The organism is cf. Phormidesmis sp. LEGE 11477 (assembly GCF_015207105.1).
Taxonomy (GTDB): Bacteria; Cyanobacteriota; Cyanobacteriia; order Phormidesmidales; family Phormidesmidaceae; genus Phormidesmis.
This window is the reverse complement of record NZ_JADEXO010000001.1, coordinates 45,211-66,881: the sequence shown is the minus strand read 5'-3', so window position 1 is coordinate 66,881 and position 21,671 is coordinate 45,211. Positions and strand designations below refer to the sequence as shown.

General features: G+C 49.1%; 17 protein-coding genes. 8 read left to right on the top strand and 9 right to left on the bottom strand.

Going from position 1 to position 21,671, the window contains the following annotated elements:
• Position 1: 1 nt before the first annotated feature.
• Complete coding sequence (locus IQ256_RS00245; protein WP_193853137.1) at positions 2-397, bottom strand: ACP S-malonyltransferase; 396 nt, start codon at positions 395-397, stop codon at positions 2-4.
• Positions 394-768 (bottom strand): DUF433 domain-containing protein, encoded by a 375-nt coding sequence (locus tag IQ256_RS00240; protein WP_193853136.1) that lies wholly within the window; start codon positions 766-768, stop codon positions 394-396. Before IQ256_RS00240 ends, IQ256_RS00245 begins: the two co-directional genes overlap by 4 nt.
• Before the next feature lie 198 nt (positions 769-966).
• On the opposite strand from IQ256_RS00240, the gene IQ256_RS29985 reads away from it, so the two are divergent.
• Together IQ256_RS29985 and IQ256_RS29980 are read left to right on the top strand one after the other, a co-directional pair.
• Positions 967-3,282, top strand: coding sequence for a tetratricopeptide repeat protein (locus tag IQ256_RS29985; RefSeq protein ID WP_193853135.1), 2,316 nt, complete (start codon positions 967-969; stop codon positions 3,280-3,282).
• A gap of 17 nt (positions 3,283-3,299) precedes the next feature.
• A complete protein-coding gene (locus tag IQ256_RS29980) occupies positions 3,300-3,869 on the top strand; it encodes a tetratricopeptide repeat protein (protein ID WP_370623320.1) in 570 nt (189 codons plus the stop codon).
• A 187-nt stretch (positions 3,870-4,056) separates the two neighbouring features.
• Here IQ256_RS29980 and IQ256_RS00225 read toward each other — a convergent pair whose 3' ends face one another.
• Together IQ256_RS00225 and IQ256_RS00220 are read right to left on the bottom strand one after the other, a co-directional pair.
• Positions 4,057-4,779: a hypothetical protein gene (locus tag IQ256_RS00225; protein ID WP_228024426.1), complete on the bottom strand. Its 723-nt coding sequence runs from the start codon at positions 4,777-4,779 to the stop codon at positions 4,057-4,059.
• Between the two features lie 49 nt (positions 4,780-4,828).
• The gene (locus IQ256_RS00220) at positions 4,829-5,551 is read right to left on the bottom strand and encodes an actin-binding WH2 domain-containing protein (protein WP_193853134.1); all 723 of its coding nucleotides are present in this window, start codon (positions 5,549-5,551) and stop codon (positions 4,829-4,831) included.
• A gap of 220 nt (positions 5,552-5,771) precedes the next feature.
• Between IQ256_RS00220 and IQ256_RS00215 the strand changes: the two genes are divergently transcribed.
• Complete coding sequence (locus tag IQ256_RS00215) at positions 5,772-7,157, top strand: (Fe-S)-binding protein (RefSeq protein WP_193853133.1); 1,386 nt, start codon at positions 5,772-5,774, stop codon at positions 7,155-7,157.
• Between the two features lie 305 nt (positions 7,158-7,462).
• Here IQ256_RS00215 and IQ256_RS00210 read toward each other — a convergent pair whose 3' ends face one another.
• Positions 7,463-8,227 (bottom strand): hypothetical protein, encoded by a 765-nt coding sequence (locus IQ256_RS00210; RefSeq protein WP_193853132.1) that lies wholly within the window; start codon positions 8,225-8,227, stop codon positions 7,463-7,465.
• 71 nt (positions 8,228-8,298) lie between these two features.
• On the bottom strand, positions 8,299-9,666 hold the full coding sequence (locus IQ256_RS00205; RefSeq protein WP_193853131.1) for a Na+/H+ antiporter NhaC family protein: 1,368 nt from the start codon (positions 9,664-9,666) through the stop codon (positions 8,299-8,301).
• Between the two features lie 235 nt (positions 9,667-9,901).
• Here IQ256_RS00205 and IQ256_RS00200 point away from each other — a divergent pair, with 235 nt between their 5' ends.
• Together IQ256_RS00200 and IQ256_RS00195 are read left to right on the top strand one after the other, a co-directional pair.
• Positions 9,902-10,828 carry a LysR family transcriptional regulator gene (locus IQ256_RS00200; RefSeq protein ID WP_193853130.1) on the top strand — a complete coding sequence of 309 codons (927 nt, stop codon included), beginning with the start codon at positions 9,902-9,904 and terminating at the stop codon, positions 10,826-10,828.
• 195 nt (positions 10,829-11,023) lie between these two features.
• Positions 11,024-16,525: an ATP-binding sensor histidine kinase gene (locus IQ256_RS00195; RefSeq protein ID WP_193853129.1), complete on the top strand. Its 5,502-nt coding sequence runs from the start codon at positions 11,024-11,026 to the stop codon at positions 16,523-16,525.
• A 184-nt stretch (positions 16,526-16,709) separates the two neighbouring features.
• On the opposite strand, the gene IQ256_RS00190 is transcribed toward IQ256_RS00195, so the two are convergent.
• Positions 16,710-17,012, bottom strand: coding sequence for an antibiotic biosynthesis monooxygenase (locus IQ256_RS00190; RefSeq protein WP_193853128.1), 303 nt, complete (start codon positions 17,010-17,012; stop codon positions 16,710-16,712).
• 335 nt (positions 17,013-17,347) lie between these two features.
• On the opposite strand from IQ256_RS00190, the gene IQ256_RS00185 reads away from it, so the two are divergent.
• Both IQ256_RS00185 and IQ256_RS00180 read left to right on the top strand, forming a co-directional pair.
• On the top strand, positions 17,348-18,865 hold the full coding sequence (locus IQ256_RS00185; RefSeq protein WP_193853127.1) for a DnaJ domain-containing protein: 1,518 nt from the start codon (positions 17,348-17,350) through the stop codon (positions 18,863-18,865).
• Positions 18,866-18,969: 104 nt separating this feature from the next.
• Positions 18,970-19,341, top strand: a complete 372-nt coding sequence (locus tag IQ256_RS00180; RefSeq protein WP_193853126.1) for a diacylglycerol kinase — start codon at positions 18,970-18,972, stop codon at positions 19,339-19,341.
• A gap of 36 nt (positions 19,342-19,377) precedes the next feature.
• Here IQ256_RS00180 and IQ256_RS00175 read toward each other — a convergent pair whose 3' ends face one another.
• Positions 19,378-20,385 carry a DNA polymerase III subunit delta' gene (locus IQ256_RS00175; RefSeq protein ID WP_193853125.1) on the bottom strand — a complete coding sequence of 336 codons (1,008 nt, stop codon included), beginning with the start codon at positions 20,383-20,385 and terminating at the stop codon, positions 19,378-19,380.
• 25 nt (positions 20,386-20,410) lie between these two features.
• Positions 20,411-21,145, bottom strand: a complete 735-nt coding sequence (gene tmk / locus IQ256_RS00170; protein WP_193853124.1) for a dTMP kinase — start codon at positions 21,143-21,145, stop codon at positions 20,411-20,413.
• Positions 21,146-21,330: 185 nt separating this feature from the next.
• Here tmk and IQ256_RS00165 point away from each other — a divergent pair, with 185 nt between their 5' ends.
• Positions 21,331-21,666 carry a hypothetical protein gene (locus IQ256_RS00165; protein ID WP_228024425.1) on the top strand — a complete coding sequence of 112 codons (336 nt, stop codon included), beginning with the start codon at positions 21,331-21,333 and terminating at the stop codon, positions 21,664-21,666.
• The last annotated feature ends 5 nt before the right edge of the window (positions 21,667-21,671 follow it).

The window sequence follows — 21,671 nt, the reverse complement described above, 5'->3', positions numbered from 1 at the left end:
GTCACGGAATAAAAAGGCGACCGACCCCTATAAAATCTTCTATATCGACCAAGATTTCAAGAATACGATCAACACAACAATCTCGATAAGTTCTATCTTCTAAAAAACGGTTAGGATTACCAATCGTAACCACAGGAAGTGAATCAGCCTGATTTTCTTCGCGTAGAACTTGCTCTAAAGAACCCTCCTCTTTCATACTTCGATTAGCCGTAAGTAGAATCATTTTGTTCGATTGAGCCGTTCTCCAAACAACTCGGTCACCGCTGTTAATGGGAAGGTTGATTTCCTTGAAAGTTACGAACTGAATCGGAAGCAGTTCTAACCAGCCTCGGCTAGCAATACTACCTAACAAGATTTCTGCATGTCCTCCTAGATTGTGATCAACCAGAAAGATCATACCTCCACTTCATGCTTGACCTTTTGTTCTTGCAGCTTTTTCCTAAGGTGTTCTCGACCAGGTCTAGAAGGCAGTGCTAAAGAGCGATCGAAATGCTCACGGTTGCGTTCTTCCCAGTACTTCTGATTTTTCTCAGCTTGTTTGAGAACAAGTTGATATTCAGCTTCAATCTCAGAACGGTTTGCTTCGATATAAGCCAGAGCAAAATTGACTTGATTCTCTGTTAGATTGAGCAGAGAGCGAATAAATGCCTTAGGGTATTGAGTCGACACGTAGTCCATCACGTCATAGAGCGTGATTCGTGTGCCAGCAATTGTTAATCCCCTTTCCGTGCGGACAATGGCTACTCGATTTTGAGATAGTGAAGTCATATCTGCAGACCTTTAAGCTGGGTTAGAGGTAGAACGATTATAGCTTGTTACACTTCATCGGTTAGCTGTCAGTAGTGGTTGGCGAATCTTAATACTCTCATCACTTCTTCCTCCAGTCCAAGCAGACAAGGCGAAGATAGAAAAGTCTGCCAGAATATCATGTAAGTTTACCAGATGTGTTCTAGTCAATGCTGAGTGATGCCTTCTAAATCCAAACGGCCTGCCTCTCGGTGGATAATTACGATTTCAATGCTGCTCGCTGTAGCGGGTGTTGTTTTTTGGCTGGTTTACTCGCACTACCCTGAGCTACTTCCTCTATGGTTGAGACCAAGATGGCTTCAGCATGTCTTTACGGTAGCTACGAGTCTAGGAGCACTCTCTGCAACGATTGCGACCATTTTTGCTCTATTCCCTGTGCAGTCATGGTTTGAACGGAAGCATCCTTACTTCATCCCATCGCTTGATACTAGTAAACCTATCCGACAAACAAACTACGAAACCCTCATTAGTAGATTAGGACGCAGTGGTCAAATTCCCTGGGTTGATCGTCAGGCAGCATCAGCTAATGTATTACGAGAATATGGGCAGGTAGCAATTGCTGGTTGGATGAAATCTGGAAAAACTCGCGAAGCCGCAGAGCTGATTCGAGTAGCCCTAGAAGAGGGCACTATCTCAGCGGTCTATGAACCAACAGCAGCGTTGGATCTAATAGATCAAGAATTGCTATCGCAGTCAATTGCTGCAGAGCTAGACGAGCGTCAGCGCTGTTTGTTCTTTGTAGATGAGTTAGGACTGCGTCCAGAATCAGAAAGGCTAGGTCGCCTTTCCCAATGCATTCAAACGATCCGTCAATGCAGACCTGACACCTACTTTTTGGTCACTATTCAAAGGGAACGTCTTACAAAGTCATGTCACCAATGGTTAGATCAACAAGATTTTCGTCTTATCAGAATCCCCGATCTGACATTGACCCAGCGCAGAGAGCTCGTTGCCGCGTCCGAAGATATCTTTGACGTTTCCGTTTCTCAAAAAGCTATGGATGTCTTTGCGAAAGAAACTGACGGCAGACCATATAGCATCGTGTTTGCGCTACAGCAGATTAATCGAGCCAGTTCCTTACAGCCGGAGGCTATCAAAAAGCTGCTGAATCGTAGTGATATCGAAGCCTGGGCCGAACAGCGGAGATATATCTTTAATACAGAGATAGGGTCTGAGCCCCTGCTGCGTAGCATTGTTACCTTTTCCTCGGCGGGGGTAACTCCTCGCTCCAGCAGCATTCGTCGCTATGCAGCGCAGCTTTTAGGTAAGCGGCAGAGAAATCAAACAAGTATGCTGTTAGATAAGGCGGCGAAACGATGGGAACAGTTTGATATTGTTGCCGCTGGAGGTCTTTACACAATTCCTGAACCTCTGCTGCTGCCACTTTGTATCGAGGTTGATCAGGCCAGAGCTGAATTACAAAGGTTTGCCGAAACCTATCGACCTGGATTTTGGTCTCGGATAATGATGACATTAACGAGTCCAATTGAGTGGGCAGTTAGAATCAGCGCTTGGATAAATCGCACCTTCGCAAATCTAGGAATATCAGCTTTCACAAGAAGACTTTCTACACTATGGCGTCGATCCTCATTCTTAAATGCGCTTAAGAGTTTCTCTCAAACCTTCATCAGCTCAGTCAATAGAGTACCGGATAGCCTAGTACCAAATCGCATTCGTGCCTTCCGTACTCGACTGACAACCTGGTATAACCAATGGATGGTTAATAGTTTTTTCTTATGGCCCGCTGAGAGAGCGTTACTTTTGTTAGAGCTAGGTAGTGATCTGAGCAAGTCTTCTCATCACTTATCATCCAATGCACTCCTTCAGTTGGGTCGCAGTGCAGCTTCTAAGAAACTATATAAAGAAGCGTTGGAAAAATTTACGCAGGCTATAGCTTTGAATCCTCGAAACGAGCGCGCCATTGCGTATCGAGGAGAAACTTATCGGCGGCTTAGGCGATACGAAGAAGCATTAGTTGACCTCAATATGGCCATCGAGATTAATAGTGATTATACTTTTGCTATTGCGTATCGAGGAGAAACTTATTGGCTGCTCAGTCGATACGAAGAAGCATTAGTAGATCTAAACAGAGTTATTGATATTGATAATGATTGCGTCTTTGCTACTGTAGGTCGTGGGGAAACTTATCGGCTGCTCGGGCGCTATGAAGAGGCATTAGCCGACTTCAACAAGGCCATCGAGATTAATAGTAATGATGCCTTTGCCATTGTTTCCCGTGGAGAGACGTATCAGTCGCTCACTCGGTATGAAGAAGCACTAGTGGACTTTAGTAAAGCCATCGAGATTAATAGTGATGATGCTTTCGCTATTGCAAATCGTGGAGCAACTTATTGGCAGCTCGGGCGCTATGAAGAAGCATTAGTAGATCTAAGCAGAGCTATTGATATTGATAATGATTATGTTTTTGCTACTGTAAGACTTATCGACAGCTTGGTCGTTACGAAGAAGCACTAGCTGACTATAGCAAAGTCATCGAGATTAATGATAGTCATGCCTTGGCTATCGTAAATCGTGGGAGAACTTACCGACAGCTCGGTCGTTATGAAGAAGCTCTAGAGGACTTGAACAAGGCTATCGAGATCGATAGTGAGTATGCCTTTGCTATTGCAAGTCGTGGAGAAACCTATCGACAGCTCGGTCGTTATGAAGAAGCTCTAGAGGACTTGAACAAGGCTATCGAGATCGATGATGAGTATGATTGGGTCTATTACGATATCGCTCTAACTTATCTGAGCCTAGATCAATCTGTTCATTTTGAAACTAGCCTTAGTAAAGCCATTAAGATAGCCCAAAAGCCTTGCCAAAAAAGTAGCGCGCGTCGTCAAAGGTCTTTCAATCTAGCACTTTATTGCTTAGTTTCTGGAGACTTAGACAAGTCAAAGGAAGTTTATCAAAACAGCGTTGAGAACGCAGTACACCAAGAGGATATACAAGAAGCCATTCGAGATTTGGACGACTTAATAAAAGAATTTCCTAATTTTCCTTATGCAAGAGATACTCACGACTGGCTCTACTCATTGTTGAGTAATGAACGCGACTGAATTAGCCTAGCTAGATGACTTATCGATTAAAAGCATGGAGCGATAGGGTGTTAGAACGTTAGGATACGATGAGAGCGAGCTGCAACAGAGACATATCCTATGGTTCAAGGCTGCGCTGTATCTTTGGTGGTACGGCAATCTACCCAGCGTTGTGCATCCGTCGATACTATGCATGTTGATAGTCTTTCTATCTGCTTAGCTCCTGATAGACAATAGTGCCGATTTGGATGGCTTCGTTTAGCAGTCGACCGTAGTCGCTCGCTGTGTCACTGACTTGGAGTAGCTGTAGCGTGGCTAGATTGCGTTCGATGTTGGAGAACATTTCTTGACGCCTCGCCATAAACTGTTGATGTTTTCGCATCACCTTCTCAGTCATGAGGCCGCACACCAGACTTTCTCTAGTCAGATGAAGCGCTTCTAGAACGTCTTTCCTGTTCTCTAGGCTTAGCTTTCCTCTCATTTCAGAAGAAGAGAGACGGGTATTTTTTGCCGCCACCAGCTCTTCTAATATCTCAACGGCTGAGACCACTTCATTGAAGCGGTCAATTTCATCGAGCAGATGGCTAAGGGTAAGAAGGCGTCTGCCCTCACGCCAGCGGTAATAGGTCCAGGCGATAGTCAGCGCGATCGCAGCCCCCATGCCAAAGGGCAAGACGCTCCACACCACCCGCACATCATCGCCACTGATCGAGCGGGCTACCATCAAGGTCAACGGCAGGCAGAAAATCAGCCCAACGATTAGCAACAGAGCTAGCTCACTTAGCAACGCTAGGCGATACTCTGGTAAAAAAGCCGTCTGACGGTAGGCCCAGCCGATATTTGCATCGCCCACATCAAGCCCGGTAATCTCATCTTGTTCTCGCTGGGTAATTCTTAGATTGTCCAGATTCTTCATAACTAAATTATTCATTGCCGGATTTTGTAGAGGCGATATCTTCACTGACTTACCGGACTGACTACTAAAGGCCCAGCATTACCCTCAGCGCCCGAAAAACGTTGGAGTAGAAGTTGCCCTCAACCTCGGGTCTGAAAATCTGGAAGGTGCGATCGCTAGAGCCGACAAAAGGTCGCAGCGTCCAACCAAGCTGAGAACCTACCAGTCCATACAGCACCACCCAACCTTTGAGCAGAGTTAGGCGCATTTTTTGATCGAAGCCTTCAGGCCCAGCCATATCTACCATCCCTTTGTAGAACAGCCGCACGCCTACACAGCCAGTAATCGTCATCACCAGCACGTTCAGCAATAAGAAAAATCTGTAGCCTTGCACCGAGATCAAAAAGAACAGAACCACAGGTGCAAAGCTGAAAAGTAGAACGCTAATTACAGAAACCGAAGTCAGCGACATGGTGACGTACTGTTTGAAGCTGAGCTTGGAGCCGAATAAGATATCGAAAAAGTAGAGTGTTGGGACACAAATCAATAGCGTCAACAGATAGAGGGCAGGCAACTTAATCGCTGAAGAGATAATCTGTAAGCCGCCGCCGTATGAGCCGACAATACCGCCGTAAATGGCAAAGAAAAAGGTGCTAGCAATCAGTAAAGAGCCAATTTTGCTTTCTAGTTTGGTTTCGCTGCGGACTTCTTCTAGGAAAGTGCGGCGATCGCGCAGCAGTCGAATTAAGACAGAAAAATGGTTCGAGCTTCGGCCTTTGGATCTTACCTTTAGAGAATCTTGGGTCATCGTTATTATTCAGTTCCTGTTATCACATTGAGAGCGTTTTCTTATGCATACGACTAAGACGATTGCTAGACATCAATGAATCGGGCTTTTCTCTGTCAGCGTGGCGTCTACAGCTTTTTGTGTCCCTGGTCTAGGGTGCTACAGGCGATGGCGATCGCATTCCGTAAACGCGCTAAGCTAAAAAGCAGGGAACCTAAACGAATTGCGTAGGCCAGCAAACATGCAAACCACAGACAATCCGCTGAAGCTAGACACCAGCCTCGCTACCAACGAAGCCACCCCCGACGAATCGCCTATTGATTTACCGAGCTTCGACGGTAGCGCGCCGCCACCACAAAACCTGATCGACGCCTGTGTCCACTGTGGATTCTGTTTGCCCACCTGCCCCAGCTATCGCGTCATTGGCAAAGAAAACGACTCTCCCCGTGGTCGCATCTATCTAATGGATGCCATCAATAAAGGAGAAGCACCACTTTCCCCCGCCTCCGTTCAGCACTTCGATACCTGCTTGGGCTGCCTCGCCTGCACCACTGCCTGCCCTTCCGGCGTACAGTACGACAAGCTCATCTCTAGCGTCCGCCCTCAAATCCAGCGAAATCACCCTCGCCCGATTAAGCAAAAGGCCGTTCGCCAGCTAATTTTCTCTCTTTTTCCCTATCCAGATCGCATCCGCCTGCTGCTGACACCCCTGGCTCTCTACCAAAAGCTAGGCATCTCCAAACTTCTCAAAAAAACTGGCCTGCTAAAGCAGATCTCTCCTAACCTCGCTGCTATGGAAAGTCTGCTACCACCCGTTACCGCTAGCTGCTTTGCCGACAACCTACCAGAAGAAATTCCAGCGACTACCGACAAACGATATCGAGTCGGTATGATTTTGGGCTGTGTTCAAAGGGTCTTTTTCTCTGGCGTCAATGAGGCGACTGCTAGAGTCTTGAGCGCGAACGGCTGCGAAATTATTGTGCCTAGAAGCCAGGGCTGCTGTTCTGCACTACCCGAGCACCAAGGGGAAACCGCGCAGGCCCAAGCGCTAGCCCGTCAAATGATTGACAGCTTTGAGGGGACAGGCGTTGAATATATCATCATCAATGCTGCCGGATGCGGTCATACCCTCAAAGAATACGGACATATCCTGGCAGACGATCCAGCTTACGCAGATAAAGCTAAAGCCTTTGCCGCAAAGGTCCGTGATGTTCAAGAATTTTTAGCAGAAGTCGGACTAAGCGCAGAGCTGCATCCCTTACAAACAGATCCCTTAGTCACGGTCTACCAGGATGCCTGCCACCTGCTACACGGTCAAAAAATCAGTCGCCAACCCAGACAGCTATTACAACAGATTCCAGGGCTCGCCCTCAAAGAGCCGTTGGACGCGGCCCTTTGCTGTGGCAGTGCAGGTGTCTATAATATGCTCCAGCCCGAAATCGCTGAAGAGTTAGGGCAGATGAAAGCGACAAACCTAGTCAAAACAGGGGCGACTTTGATTGCATCATCCAATCCAGGCTGCTCTCTACAGATCAAACAGTCTTTGGAAAACCAAGGACAAAAAGTCATGCTAAAGCATCCAATGGAGCTGTTAGATCTCTCTATTAGAGGTGAGAAGCTAAGCTAGCAACAACAATGAACAGTGCCAAGCTTTTTCCCTGCTAGCCCTTAGGAACGAGAATTTAATAAACTGTCTGATTTCAAGTCTTACCGCAGGCCCTCATCCTAAATCCTTCTCCCTGGGGGAGAAGGACTTCAAGCTCCCTCTCCTTCGGGAGAGAGTTGGGGTGAGGGCGGCAGAAAATGTGCATCTTATTAAATTTTCGATCCTTAGCAAGTTCAGAGAGTAAGGCTGTAGGTAGCGAATAGCAGTAAGTCAGACAAACAAGTCAGATGAACAAATCAGTGCTCTCAATCTGAACTCATCATTCATCATTCCGACTTCATCACTACTCTTCCTTTTAGTCTCTCTTGCTTTCGCTTATAAAACTGAGATGCTGCTATCCCAAAGCTGTAAAGAATCCCAGCGTTGCTGCTTGCACCCACGGCTGCGCCGACTAACGGAATGAGTTCTACTACGCTAAGCCCAGTTTTCAGCGCGCTAGAGGTGCCTAAAGACAGCGCAAAGATCGTCAATGCCTCACCTTTTCTAGCCGGATCGCTGACGTCAAACTCGTAAGCAGCAGCTACTCGGTACAGCATCTCTGACTGTAGGGCCGAGACTGCAGCTAGATCAACTGCGAACAATCCCAGCGCCACTGGTGGAATAATATTTGTCGCAAAACCTACGCCACCTGCTTTAATCGTTGTATCGACAATAATTCGATGTGAAATCTCTTCATCCGACTCGTACGGATGCTCTGCTTTTAGCTTTATAACTTCTGCTATGGCTTTTTCCTTATCTACTCGGCCCAGCGCACTGGTCAGCCATTTAAGCCCAGGAACCTTCGCTACATAGTCAACAGCCGAATTTTCAGCAATAGGTTCTAACGTTCTACCCACGCTCTCAGTCGTCTGCTCTAGCGCCGAATGAGCCGATTCTGTAGCAACTTCACTGACCCAAGAAGTCGTTTCTATCGCAGATCTAGAGACCTGATTGAATATCTGAGTGCCTACGGCAGATACCAGACCCCCTAGCTGCTCTGCTGTGGAAAATGCTTGAGCAAAGGAATCTGATACTCTCTGTGGGGCGCTCATATGTTTACGGGTTGTCTCCAGCATTATCAATCGATCCAACGCTACGGGACAAGTTTGCACTATGCCAGTACCTAAAGGGAGAGATCTTTACGAGCAGGTCGAATCGTCCGGGCCTTGTGCGTACGGAAAAGGATAAACATTGGAAACAAGAACAAATATAAAGCGTATGGAATGAAGCCTGGCCCCACAGCTAATACAGTCGCTGGAATCAGTCCAGCAATATTCCAAGGAACGAGCGGCGCAATCACAACTGCCGTATCTTCCAAAGACAAAGCTAGCTGCTCTCGGCCCTTTCCATTAAACTGCTGCTGATAGTAAGGGCGCATAATCTGCTCAGTGAGTAGAATTGCAATCGTTTGCGTACAGCCGAACAGATTAGCAACGACGCTGACTAAAATAGTCGCCTGGCCTAGTTGCCGCTGGTTGCGAACGCGGCTAAGCCACCGATCTAAAAAGCTAAGGACTTTACTGTCTGCAAAGATACCAGCAAACGCGGTAGAAAGGAGAACGACCAGCATAGCTTTGGCCATTGGCAACAGCCCACCACCTAGCAAAATAGACTGTAGTGGTGTGTCTTGGTCTAGCTGATAGCCAAATACAAGAAACCGCATCAGAGCTGAAAAAGAATAGTTCTGTATGGCGTGAGCGATCGCACATCCCAAACCAATACTCACCGCCATCGCCCATTTCACATCGACTCGTAGCATTGCTAGCAATAGCACCGCGATCGCAGGCGACAGCACCACAGCAGATAGATCAAACACTTCTGGCAGCGCTGTAGTGGCCGAGGCTTCTACAAGCTGCACGGGATATAACAAAGATAGCCCGGTATAAAACGCCAGCGATAGTAGCAGCGGCCACATACCGCTCACTATCATATTGCGTAAATTTCGATATAGATCTGTACCGGTCACACTGGCGACCAGATACGCGCTAGAAGACATCGGCGAACATCGATCTCCTACAAATGCTCCCGCGATAATTGCGCCTGCCACTGGATTAACATCAACATCGCTGCCTCTGGCGATTACCATCAGCGCAATCCCGATCGTACCTACCGTACCGAACGAAGTGCCAATTAGCACAGAGACCGCTCCCGTCAGCAGAAAAGTCCACAGAATAAAAAACTGAGCCGAGATTAGCTTTATCCCGTAGTAGACCAGTGCTGGCACCGTTCCTGCGGCCATCCATACCGCCGTTACCATGCCGATTAGCAGCAGCACTTGAACCACCGGGAAAGCCTGACGTGCGCCGCGCATTCCCATTTGCAACAAGGCGATGACCGCAAACCCTCTACGATTTAGCACCACCCCAAAGAGAAAGAGTGAGATAGATAGGGCATAAGCAATGAAAACGCTAGCGATCGCACTGCCAACGAGCAAACAGAAAGAAATAAACAGAACAACAGCAAGATCGAGATTGTTTTTGGGCTGAGTCATCGGTGCTAAATCATGGTCGCTAGATCGCTAAGTCATAGGATTCTACGCTACTGTTCCAATCCGTCTACTTTAAGCCAGACTTGTTTAGAGTAGAGAGTTTATTCTCTCTATAGCAAGAGGCAAAGATGATAGGTCGTATCGATAAAAGCGATGGCGTAGTTAATCAGACTCGGTTCTACTGATAGGGTGAGCATCTAACAAAAGCGAGTATCTAGCTTTTCTAGCAGTAGAACGCATGGCAAACGCGGCACAGCTCAAGATTTCACAGCTCGCAGCACTGATTGCCGTTGCAGATCACGGTAGTTTCAGCGCCGCAGCACTGCACTTAAACCTGGCACAGTCTACAATCAGCCATGCGATCGCCACGCTAGAAACAGATCTGGGCATCGTGCTTTTGATTCGAGGCCGCACTGGCGCAGTTCTCACGCCAATAGGCAGCCAAATCTGTCAGCAGGCTAAAGCTATCTTGACTCAGCTTGATGGCATTCGTCACACCGCCCAGCAGGCCAAGGGGTTGCAGACAGGCCGGGTAAGGGTAGCCGCTTTTCGCACGGTTGCTACGCACATACTGCCAGAGGTCATTTCCCGCTTTCGGCGATCGCACCCCGCCCTTACTGTTGAAATTGATGAATACGATCGCTACGCAGAAGTTGAGCAAGCAATCAGAGAAGGTAGGGCTGACTTGGGCTTTGTCCTACTGCCGACCGCCGCTGACTTCCAATCTTGGGAGATCCTACGCGACGACTTTATTGCCCTTCTACCCCCACTGCCAAAGACTACTGCCAAAGCTGACGTTCCACTAACCTGGGAAGAGCTAGTTGGCTATTCTCGCGCCGCGAACAAACGCTCCACGCAGAACAACACGCTAGTCGAAGAGCATCTGGCTCGGTTCGGTTATCATCTGCCAATCGATTACGCCGTTCGCGAAGACTCGACGCTAATGAGCTTGGTCACCAAAGGTCTAGGCGCAGCCGTCCTCGCCAGATTAGAGGCAGAACCGATTCCACCTGGCGTGCGAGTCAAGTCTTTGCCAGAGCCATTAGAAAGAGTCATCGGCGTCGCCATCCTAGAAAATGCCGTACTGCCTCGGGCCGTCTTTGTTTTTTTAGATGTCCTCCTAGCAGCGCCTATTCAGGCGGCAGGTAAAACAACTTTCTCGTAGTCTTGACCACTGCGACTGTTCAACTGGTGCTAATAGTCTAGAAACGATTCGCTCTGCATGTTAAAGGCAGGAAAATGCCCCAATACTGTAACTGCCTCCAATACTGTAACCACGGTGCGTCCCAACCGAGTAAAGCCGCACTGTAGTGGGATGGGAACGCTATAGGTGTTCTCCACGCAGTCCTGCATCCGGCTAATGGTTATCCCTAAAAGTATTGACCCTTCTGACTTGCCGCAGGTTATAGGGTATACCTTACTCGCTCAGCTATACAAAGGCGCTAGAACAGCGGTGTATCGAGCTGTGCATAACGACTCGCAGCGTCCGGTCATTATTAAGGTGCTTTCGCAGGCATACCCTAGCTTTAGTGAGCTGACTCACTTTCGCAATCAGTATGCGATTACTCAGGGGTTAAGCGTGCCAGGCGTTGTTCAGCCATTGTCGTTAGAGCCCTGGCAAAATGGATATGCCCTGGTGATGGAGGACTTTGACGGCCAGTCTCTTCAGCAGTATGTCGCCGAGCAGCCAACCCTTCAAAAAAGGCTGAGTGTCATTGAGTCACTCGCGATCGCACTTCAAATGGCAGACATATTGAGCGGGCTCAGCCAACATCAGATTGTTCATAAAGATATTAAACCGGACAATATCCTAATCAATCTCAGCTCCAGACAAATCCAACTCATCGACTTTTCGATCGCAACGCGGCTGCCAAAAGAGACTCAAGAAATTCAAAATCCCAATGTTCTCGAAGGGAGTTTGGCTTATCTTGCACCTGAGCAAACAGGTCGGATGAATCGTGGTATTGACTACCGTACTGATTTCTATGGCTTAGGCGTAACGCTGTATGAGCTGCTGACTGGAGAACTTCCTTTTGATTCGGCTGATCCATTAGAGCTGATTCATTGCCACATAGCAAAAGTGCCTGTAGCACTTCATGAGGTCAACTCAGAGATTCCGCTGATGGTGTCTCAGATTGTTTTAAAGCTGTTGGCCAAAAACGCGGAAGATCGCTATCAGAGTGCCGTGGGTTTGAAGCATGATTTGACCCAGTGTTTGCGCGCGCTAAAAGAGACGGGCGAGACGGGCGTGTTCGAGCTAGGCGATCGCGACGTGAGCGATCGCTTTCTCATTCCAGAAGCGCTGTATGGTCGTGAAGCAGCAGTAGCCAGCCTACTGGTATCGTTCGATCGAGTGGCTGAGGGCGAGGCTGAGGTGATGCTAGTCGCTGGTTTTTCAGGTATTGGTAAAACGGCAGTCGTCAAAGAAGTGCTGAAGCCTACCACCCGACAGCAGGGCTATTTTATTCAGGGTAAGTTTGATCAGTTCAACCGCAGCAAGCCACTATTAGCGTTTGTTCAGGCAATTCGCAATCTGATTTCTCAGGTGCTTTCTGAATCGGATGAGCAGCTCGCGCAGTGGCGTAGCAAGGTGTTGGCCGCCGTTGGGGAAAACGGTCAGATATTGATTGACCTGGTGCCAGAGCTAGCGCGAATTTTGGGACCACAGCCCGAGGTAATTTCCCTATCGGGGAGTGCCGCGCAAAATCGTTTTAACCGGCTCTTTCAACAGTTTATTCAGGCGGTTCCTAGCCCAACTCACCCACTGACTATTTTTCTAGATGATTTGCAGTGGGCGGACAGTGCATCGCTGAAGCTGCTAGAGCTGTTGATGAACAATGCCAAAAACATATTGTTCTTAGGCGCTTACCGAGACAATGAAGTCTCTGCGGGCCATCCATTTATGCTGACGGTCGATGAGTTGGAAAAAGCAGAAGTTACCGTTAACACGCTAACGCTAGCTCCGCTAGATGAGCGCGACATCAACCGAATGGTTGCCGATACGCTTAAGTGTTCGTCTGAGATTGCCCAGCCCCTTACAAACTGGGTGTATGCCCAGACCCAGGGTAATCCGTTCTTCACCACTCAGTTCTTGAAGAGACTGCACCAGGAAGGCTATATCAGCTTTGACTATGCTGCGGGTAGCTGGCAGTGCGATATGACACAGGTGCGATCGCTTGCACTCACCGACGACGTAGTCTCTTTGATGGCCTCTCAGCTACAAAAGCTACCTGAGCAAACTCAAACGGTGTTGAAGCTTGCGTCCTGCATCGGTGCTCAGTTTGATTTGTCTACCCTGGCGATCGCACTGGGCAAAACCCATACAGAAGCCGCAGCAGATCTATGGCCTGCCTTGCAAGAAGGGTTTGTTCTTTCTGCCACTGACGTTTATAAGTTTTATCAGGCTGAGCAGATTGAGAAGGGATCTATTGAAAATAGCTTGATCGAAGCTGCAGATGCAGGCTATCGCTTTTTACACGACCGGGTACAACAGGCAGCCTATTCTTTACTTTCTGAAGAAAAAAGAACAGAACTACACCTCTCTATCGGACAGCGTTTACTCGCCCAAGTTCAAGAAAATAGTCAGGTTGATATTGAACAAAGCGATCGCCTTTTTGAAATCACAAACCATCTCAACTTGGGCACGGCGCGGCTCAACACGGCTCAGCAAAAAGAAGAGTTGGCTGAGCTTAATCTCAAAACAGGTCGCAAGGCAAAACTATCAGCGGCCTATAGTACGGCCATGACCTGCTTTCAAACCGGCATTATGCTGCTGCCTGCTGAGGCTTGGGATGCACAATACGTTTTGATGCGATCGCTCCACGAAGACGCCGCCGAAGCCGCCTATCTCAGCGCCGAATTCGACGAGATGACGCGCCTGATCAAGGCGGTGCAAGGCAACGTCAAAGACACCCTTGACTTGATCAAGGTGTACGAAGTGCAAATTCAGGCATACATGGCCCAGGGCAAACTGTCAGAGGCAATCGCCTACGGTCTAGAAATTTTAGAACAGCTAGGCGTTCATCTGCCCGCTAGTCCTGTGCCTGACGACATTGATACCGCTATCAACCGCACCTTCCAAACGCTGGCAGGGCGGCATCCCAGCGAACTGATCGATTTGCCTTTAATGAGCGATCCAGCCAAGCTAGGAGCCTTAAGCATTTTGGCTCGAGTGGGTCCCTGCGCCTATCAAGCGGCTCCCATGCTGCTGCCGCTAACGGTAATGGAGCAAGTCAATCTCTCGATGAGGTACGGTAACGCGCCTTTATCAGCCAGCAGCTATGGGTTTTGGGGACTCATTTTGTGCGGTGTGCTTGGCAACATCGAAGTTGGCTACCAGTTTGGGCAGCTAGCGTTGGCGCTGGTCGATAAGCTCGATGCGATCGCGGTTAGAGCCGAGGCGCTATTTGTGGTCAATGCCGACGTGCTGCACTATCAGGAGCACGTGGCAACTACGCTACCTGGACTACAAGAGGCTTATGCCGTCGGTCTAGAAACGGGTAATTTTGAATTTGCCGCGTTGGCAAGTTACATCTATGCCTACCACGCTTACACCAACGGCAACAATCTGAAGAAGCTCGATCAAAGAATCGCTCATTACACCGTTCAACTGCAACAGAACAAACAACAGAATGCAGTTAATCTTACTCAGGCGCTGCATCAAGCGATCAATAACCTGTTAGGCAATAGTGAACAGCCCACGCTGTTATTAGGTGACATTTACGATCGTAATCTCATGCTGCCACAGCATGAGCAAGACCATAATGCGACTGCCATTTTCTACCTTTATTACAACGAGATGATTCTGGGCTATCTGCTAGAAGACTTCTCCCAGGCGGTGGATCGAGCTCAGAGCGCTGAGCAATACATTCAGGGCGTAACGGGCAACATTGTCGTGCCGATGTTCTATTTCTACGATGCGCTCAGTCAGCTTGCCAGCTATATAGACTCGCTTGATCAGGCAGACAGCTCAGAAGAGACCGCCGCGAAGCGACAGGCACTCATGGCCAAAGCAGAAGAGAGTCAGCAGAAGATTGCGAACTGGGCAACGCATGCGCCGATGAACTATCACCACAAGCACCAGCTAATTGAAGCGGAGCGACTACAGGCCCTAGGTGAGCATCAAGCGGCAATAGACTTTTATGATCAGGCGATCGCAGGCGCGAAGGCCCATGAGTACGTTCAAGATCAGGCGATCGCCTACGAGCGTGCCGCGCACTTCTATCGCCGCTGGGGTAAGCCAAAGGTCGCTGCTGGCTATTTACAAGAAGCCTACTACTGCTATGCTCGCTGGAGTGCAGAAGCCAAAATCAGCGATCTAGAGCAGCGCTATCCTGAGCTGCTTAGCCCCATTCTGCAGACGCCAGAGTCGAGCATCAATTCGCTCGATACCATGGCAACTATCATAGCGCCCACTACCTTTACCAAAGGGTCTACCAAGAGCGCAACCCAGACAGCTCGATTTTCTACCCATCTCAACGAAGCCCTAGATTTTGCAGCCGTCCTGCAAGCCTCTCAGGCGCTCAGTCGAACGATTGAACTGGATGGCTTACTCAGTCAGCTCACCCAAATTATTCTTAGGCAGTCAGGGGGCGATCGCTGTGCGCTAGTGCTCGCTGATGATGAAGGCACCTTGCACTTGGAGGCTACGGCGACACCGGGTCAAACTGACCAGACGCGATCGCCTCTAAACAACAATCCTCAGCTACCGGTCAAATTACTGCACTATGTCAAAAATATGCAGGAAACGGTCGTCATTGATGATCTTAAAACCGAACTCCCTGTGATTGATCGCTACCTCAGAGAAACCCATCCTAAAAGTCTGATTTGTCTACCCTTACTCAACCAAAGGCAGCTCATTGGTCTGTTGTATTTGCACAATCAATCGACTAAGGGCGTATTCACCCGAGATCGAACTTTGGCATTGACCTTCCTCTCAGCCCAGGCTGCAATCTCTCTAGAAAATGCCCGACTGTACCAGCAGTCGCAGTCTTACGCCAAGCAGATAGAAGACGCTCAGCTGCAAACAGTTCAGACAGAGAAAATGGCCTCTTTGGGCAACCTAGTCGCCGGGGTTGCTCACGAAATCAACAACCCTATCGGCTTTTTGAACGGTAGCGTCAGAAATGCTCAAGACTATTTGAGTGATGTGTTCAATCATCTGAAGCTGTATCAGTCGGCCTATCCTGAACCAGACACACTGATCCAAGAAGACGCTGAAGAGATCGATCTCGACTTCATTGCTGACGACTTTCCCAAGGTGTTGAAAGCGATGTCAGCGGCTAATGATCGAATCAAAGCGATTAGTACTAGCCTGCGAACCTTCTCGCGAGCTGATACAGAATACAAAGTCAGCGCCAACCTTCAAGAAGGTCTCGACAGTACGCTTTTAATTCTGAAGTACCGGCTGAAGCCAAACGAACAGCGGCCTGCAATCAAAGTGGTACAAGATTACGGTGAGCCGCCAATTATTAACTGTTTCCCAGGACAGCTCAATCAGGTGTTCATGAATCTTTTGGCCAATGCGATTGATGTGTTTGACGAAGCGGCGCAGCAGTCGTCTTTTGACGAACTAGAAGCAGCTAGGGTTAACGGCAATCAGCAAACGATCACGGTAATAACCAGGCTGAAAAAAGAACAGAAGATGGTAGAGATTCGCATTTGCGACAACGGCAAAGGCATGCCTGAGGAAATTAAAGAGAGAATCTTTGACCATTTGTATACGACTAAGGGCGTTGGCAAAGGAACGGGACTAGGGCTGGCGATCGCACGCCAAATTGTGGTTGAAACTCATGGGGGACAGCTCACGGTAGAATCAGCGCCAGGAGAAGGGACAGCGTTTTGCATCTGTCTACCTGTATAAGGGCTTAGCGAGTACCTACATGCGCTTAATTCTAAAGGACATGTAGGCACTCGCCTTTTGCCACCAAGCATGCGAGTCAAACCTTTGCCAAAGCCATTATAAAGAGTCATTGGCGTCGCCATCCTAGAAAATCCCGTACTGCCTCGGGCTGTCTTTTTTTTGATGTCCTCCTAACTGCGCCCATTCAAGAAGCGGGAAGAACAACTTCCTCGTAATGTTCCACAGTTGGAAAAGGATCGTAGTAATGATGCAATAGTGCGCTCCATTGTTGATATTCAGCAGAACCGCGAAAGCCTTCTGTATGGTCGGCTAGCGTCACCCATCGGACTAGTAGAATGTAGCGATCGCGCTTCTCTAAACACCGATTCAGCTCATGCCCTAAGTAACCAGGCATGGCTACAATCAGCTCCTGAGCTTTGGAAAAGTCAGATTCAAATGCAGCAACTTGATCAGGCTTCACGTCTAGAATGGCAACTTCTAGAATCATGGCAGTATCTTACATAAAGAGTACATCAGTAGTTCCAGCTGTCTGTGTTAACAGCGAAAAATAGCTGATTAACATAGCTGAAGCTAGCTGAACAGAATCTTTATTTATAGTACGGAGCGCATTAAGAAGCCGGGAATGATAGGAAGAAGTCTAGATTTTCTAGGTAGAAGAGTAGAATATCTAGGTAGAAAAGAGTATCCATCTGTACGAACAGCTACTCTGTAGCTTGCTAGGATAAGGCAGCTTGCTAGGATAAAGCAGCCTGCGCCACTTCGCACTACTGACTTCTTTTATCTATCGTCCGAATTGCTCTCTTACATTCTGTTATTTTGACTATGGCTCCTCCTGATGACTATTACCGTCGTCTCCATGTCTCAAGAGATGCCAGCTATCAAGAGATCAAAACAGCCTTTCGACGGTTAGCCCGGCAGTATCACCCTGACCTCCATCCTAACCAGCCTGGAATCACCGCCAAATTCCACGCCCTTCAACAGGCTTACGAAGTTCTCAAAGACCGTATCCAAAGGCAGCATTACGATCAGAGCTGGCGGCAGACCGATAGAAAAGACGACAGACGACAAGCCTACAGCAGCGGTGTATCGGGCAACAAAAAGCCCGCCAGCCCCCAGTCACCTGATGAGTTCTATCTTCGAGGCATTCGCGCCGCCATCGCTCACCGCTACGAGGATGCGATCGCCGACTATACTCAGGCGATCGCACTCAATGATCAGTTTGTAGAGGCTTATTTGCGCCGCGCTGAAGTTCGCTACGTCCTAGGAGATGATTCTGGCGTGCTAGTTGACTGCCAAAGGGCCGTCTCGCTCTACGGCACGAGCCGTGTGGTAGATAGCCAGGTCTCCTATTATCAAGGGATGGCCCGCTATCGACTGGGGTATGTAGAAAGTGCGATCGCTGCTTTCTCCGAGGCTATCAGGTTAGATGATGGCGACGCTCGATACTACTACCAGCGCGGTATTGCCTACCAGGAGCTGCATGACTATACCGACGCGCTTAGAGATATCAGACGCTCAGCGCAGCTTTATCGCAACCAGGGAGATTTGGCGAGCTATCACCATCTACAGCAGGTAATCAAAGAGCAGTTCTCAAAATCGTCTCATCGCGCCAGGCGATCGCGACTTGCGCGATGGATTAGAGGGGTTCTTGCTACAGGTCAAACCAACCGCCAAACCGAACAGCACCCGTCCCGTAGAACAGCACCCGTAAAAATGAGCCGACAGCGTCGCCTCACCGCATCGGGCGGCGCTGACCTTTTCAAGCTTCTTAGCAACCCGGCTGGAGAAATGGTCTCACTCTACGAAAAGCTTAGCCCACGTCAAACCAGCTTAGCGGGCTACAGTTTGGCCATTCTTGCCAACCTTTGCTTTGTCTTCGGAACTAGTCAGCAGCTCATGAGTAGTAGCTGGTTAGTTGCTTCATGGCTGTGGGTTACTGGCGGACTCACTTTTGTGGCCATGGTACTAGCGATCTCACTGGCGAAAGTCTGGCTACAGATAAGAGGGCTGTGGGCGGCTGATATTTTTATCCTGGGTACGGCTGTGCTTCCCCTAAGCTTGCTGGCTATTATCAGCGCCGTTCTGCCAGACCTGGCGACAATGATCGCAAGTGAGCGCGGTCCTTGGTTGGCACACGTTGGACTGCTTGCAGCCGCGCTTTGGGCCTGTTCTCATGCTGTGATGACTATCCAAAACGGCCTCTCGCAAATTCATCCATTCTCGACTAAAACGGCAGCTTGGCTCGCCCCCTTCATTCTTGGAGCAGGGCTTGCTGCGGGGATGGCTACATGGGGAGTCTTGACCTTCTCTGTTGCCTTATCCGCGCCTTCTGTCCTTTAGCCCTTCGGATACTGCCGACGGATAGCAGCCTATCAGCGCTATAGAATACTTGCATAAAATAAAAATATCATTGGACTCTATTTTCTATATAGAATGCTTACTCTATGCCTAGACAGTTCCGCACCCCCAACTATCAGCCGCTCCGTAAGCTGAATGTTATCTTTTCAGGACTCTATGTTGCTGTAGTTACTGATTTTAGCGTTGCCTACAAGGTGATCTTATCAGCACCCATTCTAGGCTGGGCTTTTCTCTTTAGACGATGGGTAGATGTCAGCCTCATATTGTTGGCCATGGGACTAGTTCTAACCGCTGAATTATTTAATAGCGCTATTGAAGTGCTCTGCGATTTTGTAGAGCCCCAGCAAAACGACCGTATTCGCATCACGAAAGATATTGCAGCGGCAGCGGTTGGAATCAGCATTATGGTGTGGGCTGTTATTTTGATTGTTGAAGCCGTTCGTCTCTTTTCGCTGTGACTTTGCTATACCAGAGTTCAGCCAATAGCTGTTTGCTCACAAGCTGAGTCGTCTATTCTTCGCTAGCGCCGACAGCGTTACTTCCCACACCAACCTCGGCTGCACGTACGCCAGCAGATATTCTCTCGCTTTCTCCAAAGCTGCTAGATCTTCTGCCTGGCTGAGCCCACACTGCCAATAGCGGTGCTGTAGATAGTCCAATAGCCAAAGCTGCGCTTCTGTATCTAGAGCCTGATTAATATCTCTCGCAATCTCCAGCGCAGTTGGGAGGCGAGTGGGCGGCGTTTCTAAGCTTGCTAACAGCTCAGTGGGTAAAGCTTGCATCTGCTGCCAGCTATCGATTGCCCGTCCTGGAGACCCCTGTGCGATCGCCATTAGCTCCATCGACTGCACAATCTCTTCATATCCCACATGGGTCAATACCTGCGCCATCTGCTGAGCGTTCAACCGCCGAAAAGGAATTGCCTGACAGCGAGAAATCAGCGTCGGTAGCAGCGCTTGCTGATTGGGAGTCATCAGAATCAGCGTCGCCTGCCCCGGTTCCTCTAGCGTTTTCAAAAGGGCGTTGGCCGCACTTTCAGCCATTTTCTCTCCCTGCTCAATTACCACCACGGCCCGATCTGATTCCAGGGCAGGCCGACTCAAAAATCGAGCAATTTCCCTAATCTGAGGCAGACGGATGCGAGGCGGGCTCTTACGCTTTAGTCCAGCTTCGCTCGCCTCAGCCGCCGTCAAGAGCTTACCTTGATGTAAATAGGTTGGTTCTATCCACAGCAGGTCTGGGTGATTGCGATCGCGTATTCTTCTCGCCAAAACCGCTTCATCCGATGCAACCAGTTCCTGCCTAGATCGCAGCAGCAGTTGGGCGAATCCTACCGCTGCTAAAGACTTTCCAGTTCCAGCCGGGCCCACAAACAAATAGCCCGGCGCAACTCGCTGCAGTTGCGCCACCCGGCGCAGCAAAGTCACCGCCTGCTCTTGACCGACCAAATTCGCAAAAGGAGCAACGCCGCTATTTGCCTCTTCCACCTCTACCTTACGCATCTTTCACTCATCTCTTTACTCATCTCTACAGAGCACTCAACCATTCTGGGTACCACTGTCTCAAACGCACCTGCAAGACTTGCTGAATACTCATAGCGACCTCCTCAATAGGGCGATCGCCGGCCACGCTTACCGTCATTGCACTCTCTTTTGCTAAGGCGGCAAATCCCTCACTCACGCGCTGATGAAAGGCCATACTCGCTTGCTCAATGCGATCTGCCTGACCACGCGATCGCATCCTGGCGAGCCCGACCTTTGGCGGAACGTTCAGCCACAGCGTCAGATCGCTGCTAAGACCTTTGGTTGCAATCTGATTTAGCGTCGTAATCAGTGACAGATCTAGCTGACGACCATAGCCCTGATACGCCACCGTTGAATCCGTGTAGCGATCGCACAGCACCCAGTAGCCTGTCTCTAGCCAGGGCAACAAAGTTTCTTCCACGTGTTGAGCCCGATCCGCCGCATATAGCAGCAGTTCAGCTCTGCTGGCAATCGGGGTCGGTGTTTCTGCTGGCGGACTCAGTTCATCCGTCAGTTTATCGGCCAGTTCATTGGCTGATTCGTTTAACAGAAGCTGACGCAGTTGCTTTCCTAGCAATGTGCCTCCCGGCTCGCGGGTCATCTTCACGCCTGCAACTTGATTTTTTGACAGCAAACACTGCCAACTTTCGCTTTGAACTAGCCAACCGTATAATCGCTGAAGCTGAGTCGTTTTACCACAACCTTCTCCGCCCTCAAAAACGATCAGTTTTCCACGCATTCACCTATCTCCTAGCCACCGTCTCCGCAATCTCCGCAGCGTCGATGGCGTTGATTTATACCACAATTTAGGGGTGCCTATTTCCTAATTCCTAAAAACAGCGGTATTCTGTCATTGGTCTTCGATAGGATAACAGGCACGGCAGTTGTAGCCGCGCTATCATTCAATTTTTAAACTTCACCACTATGGCTCGCTACACCAATCTATTCATGACTGGCGCTCCCAAAGAAGAAGTCCATCAAGGGCTGGTTACGGCATTAAAAGCCTGCGACCTTGATTTGGTTTATCAAGATCCCGTCTACATCGTCGCCAAAGAAAAACCGGGACGAGTTTCTTTGGCGCAGTTGGCAACCGTCGAAATTCTGCTTAATCCGCCTGCCGTTGAACCTCAAGGTGCCAAGATTGACCTGATCGTCAAAAATGAGGAGCTACCCCTGCGCCAGCAGAATCATTGCCACGCTATCTTCACCCAAGTAAATCAGGCAATTTCGGAAGTGAGTGCTCAAGAGGTGAGCGTTTAAGGCAT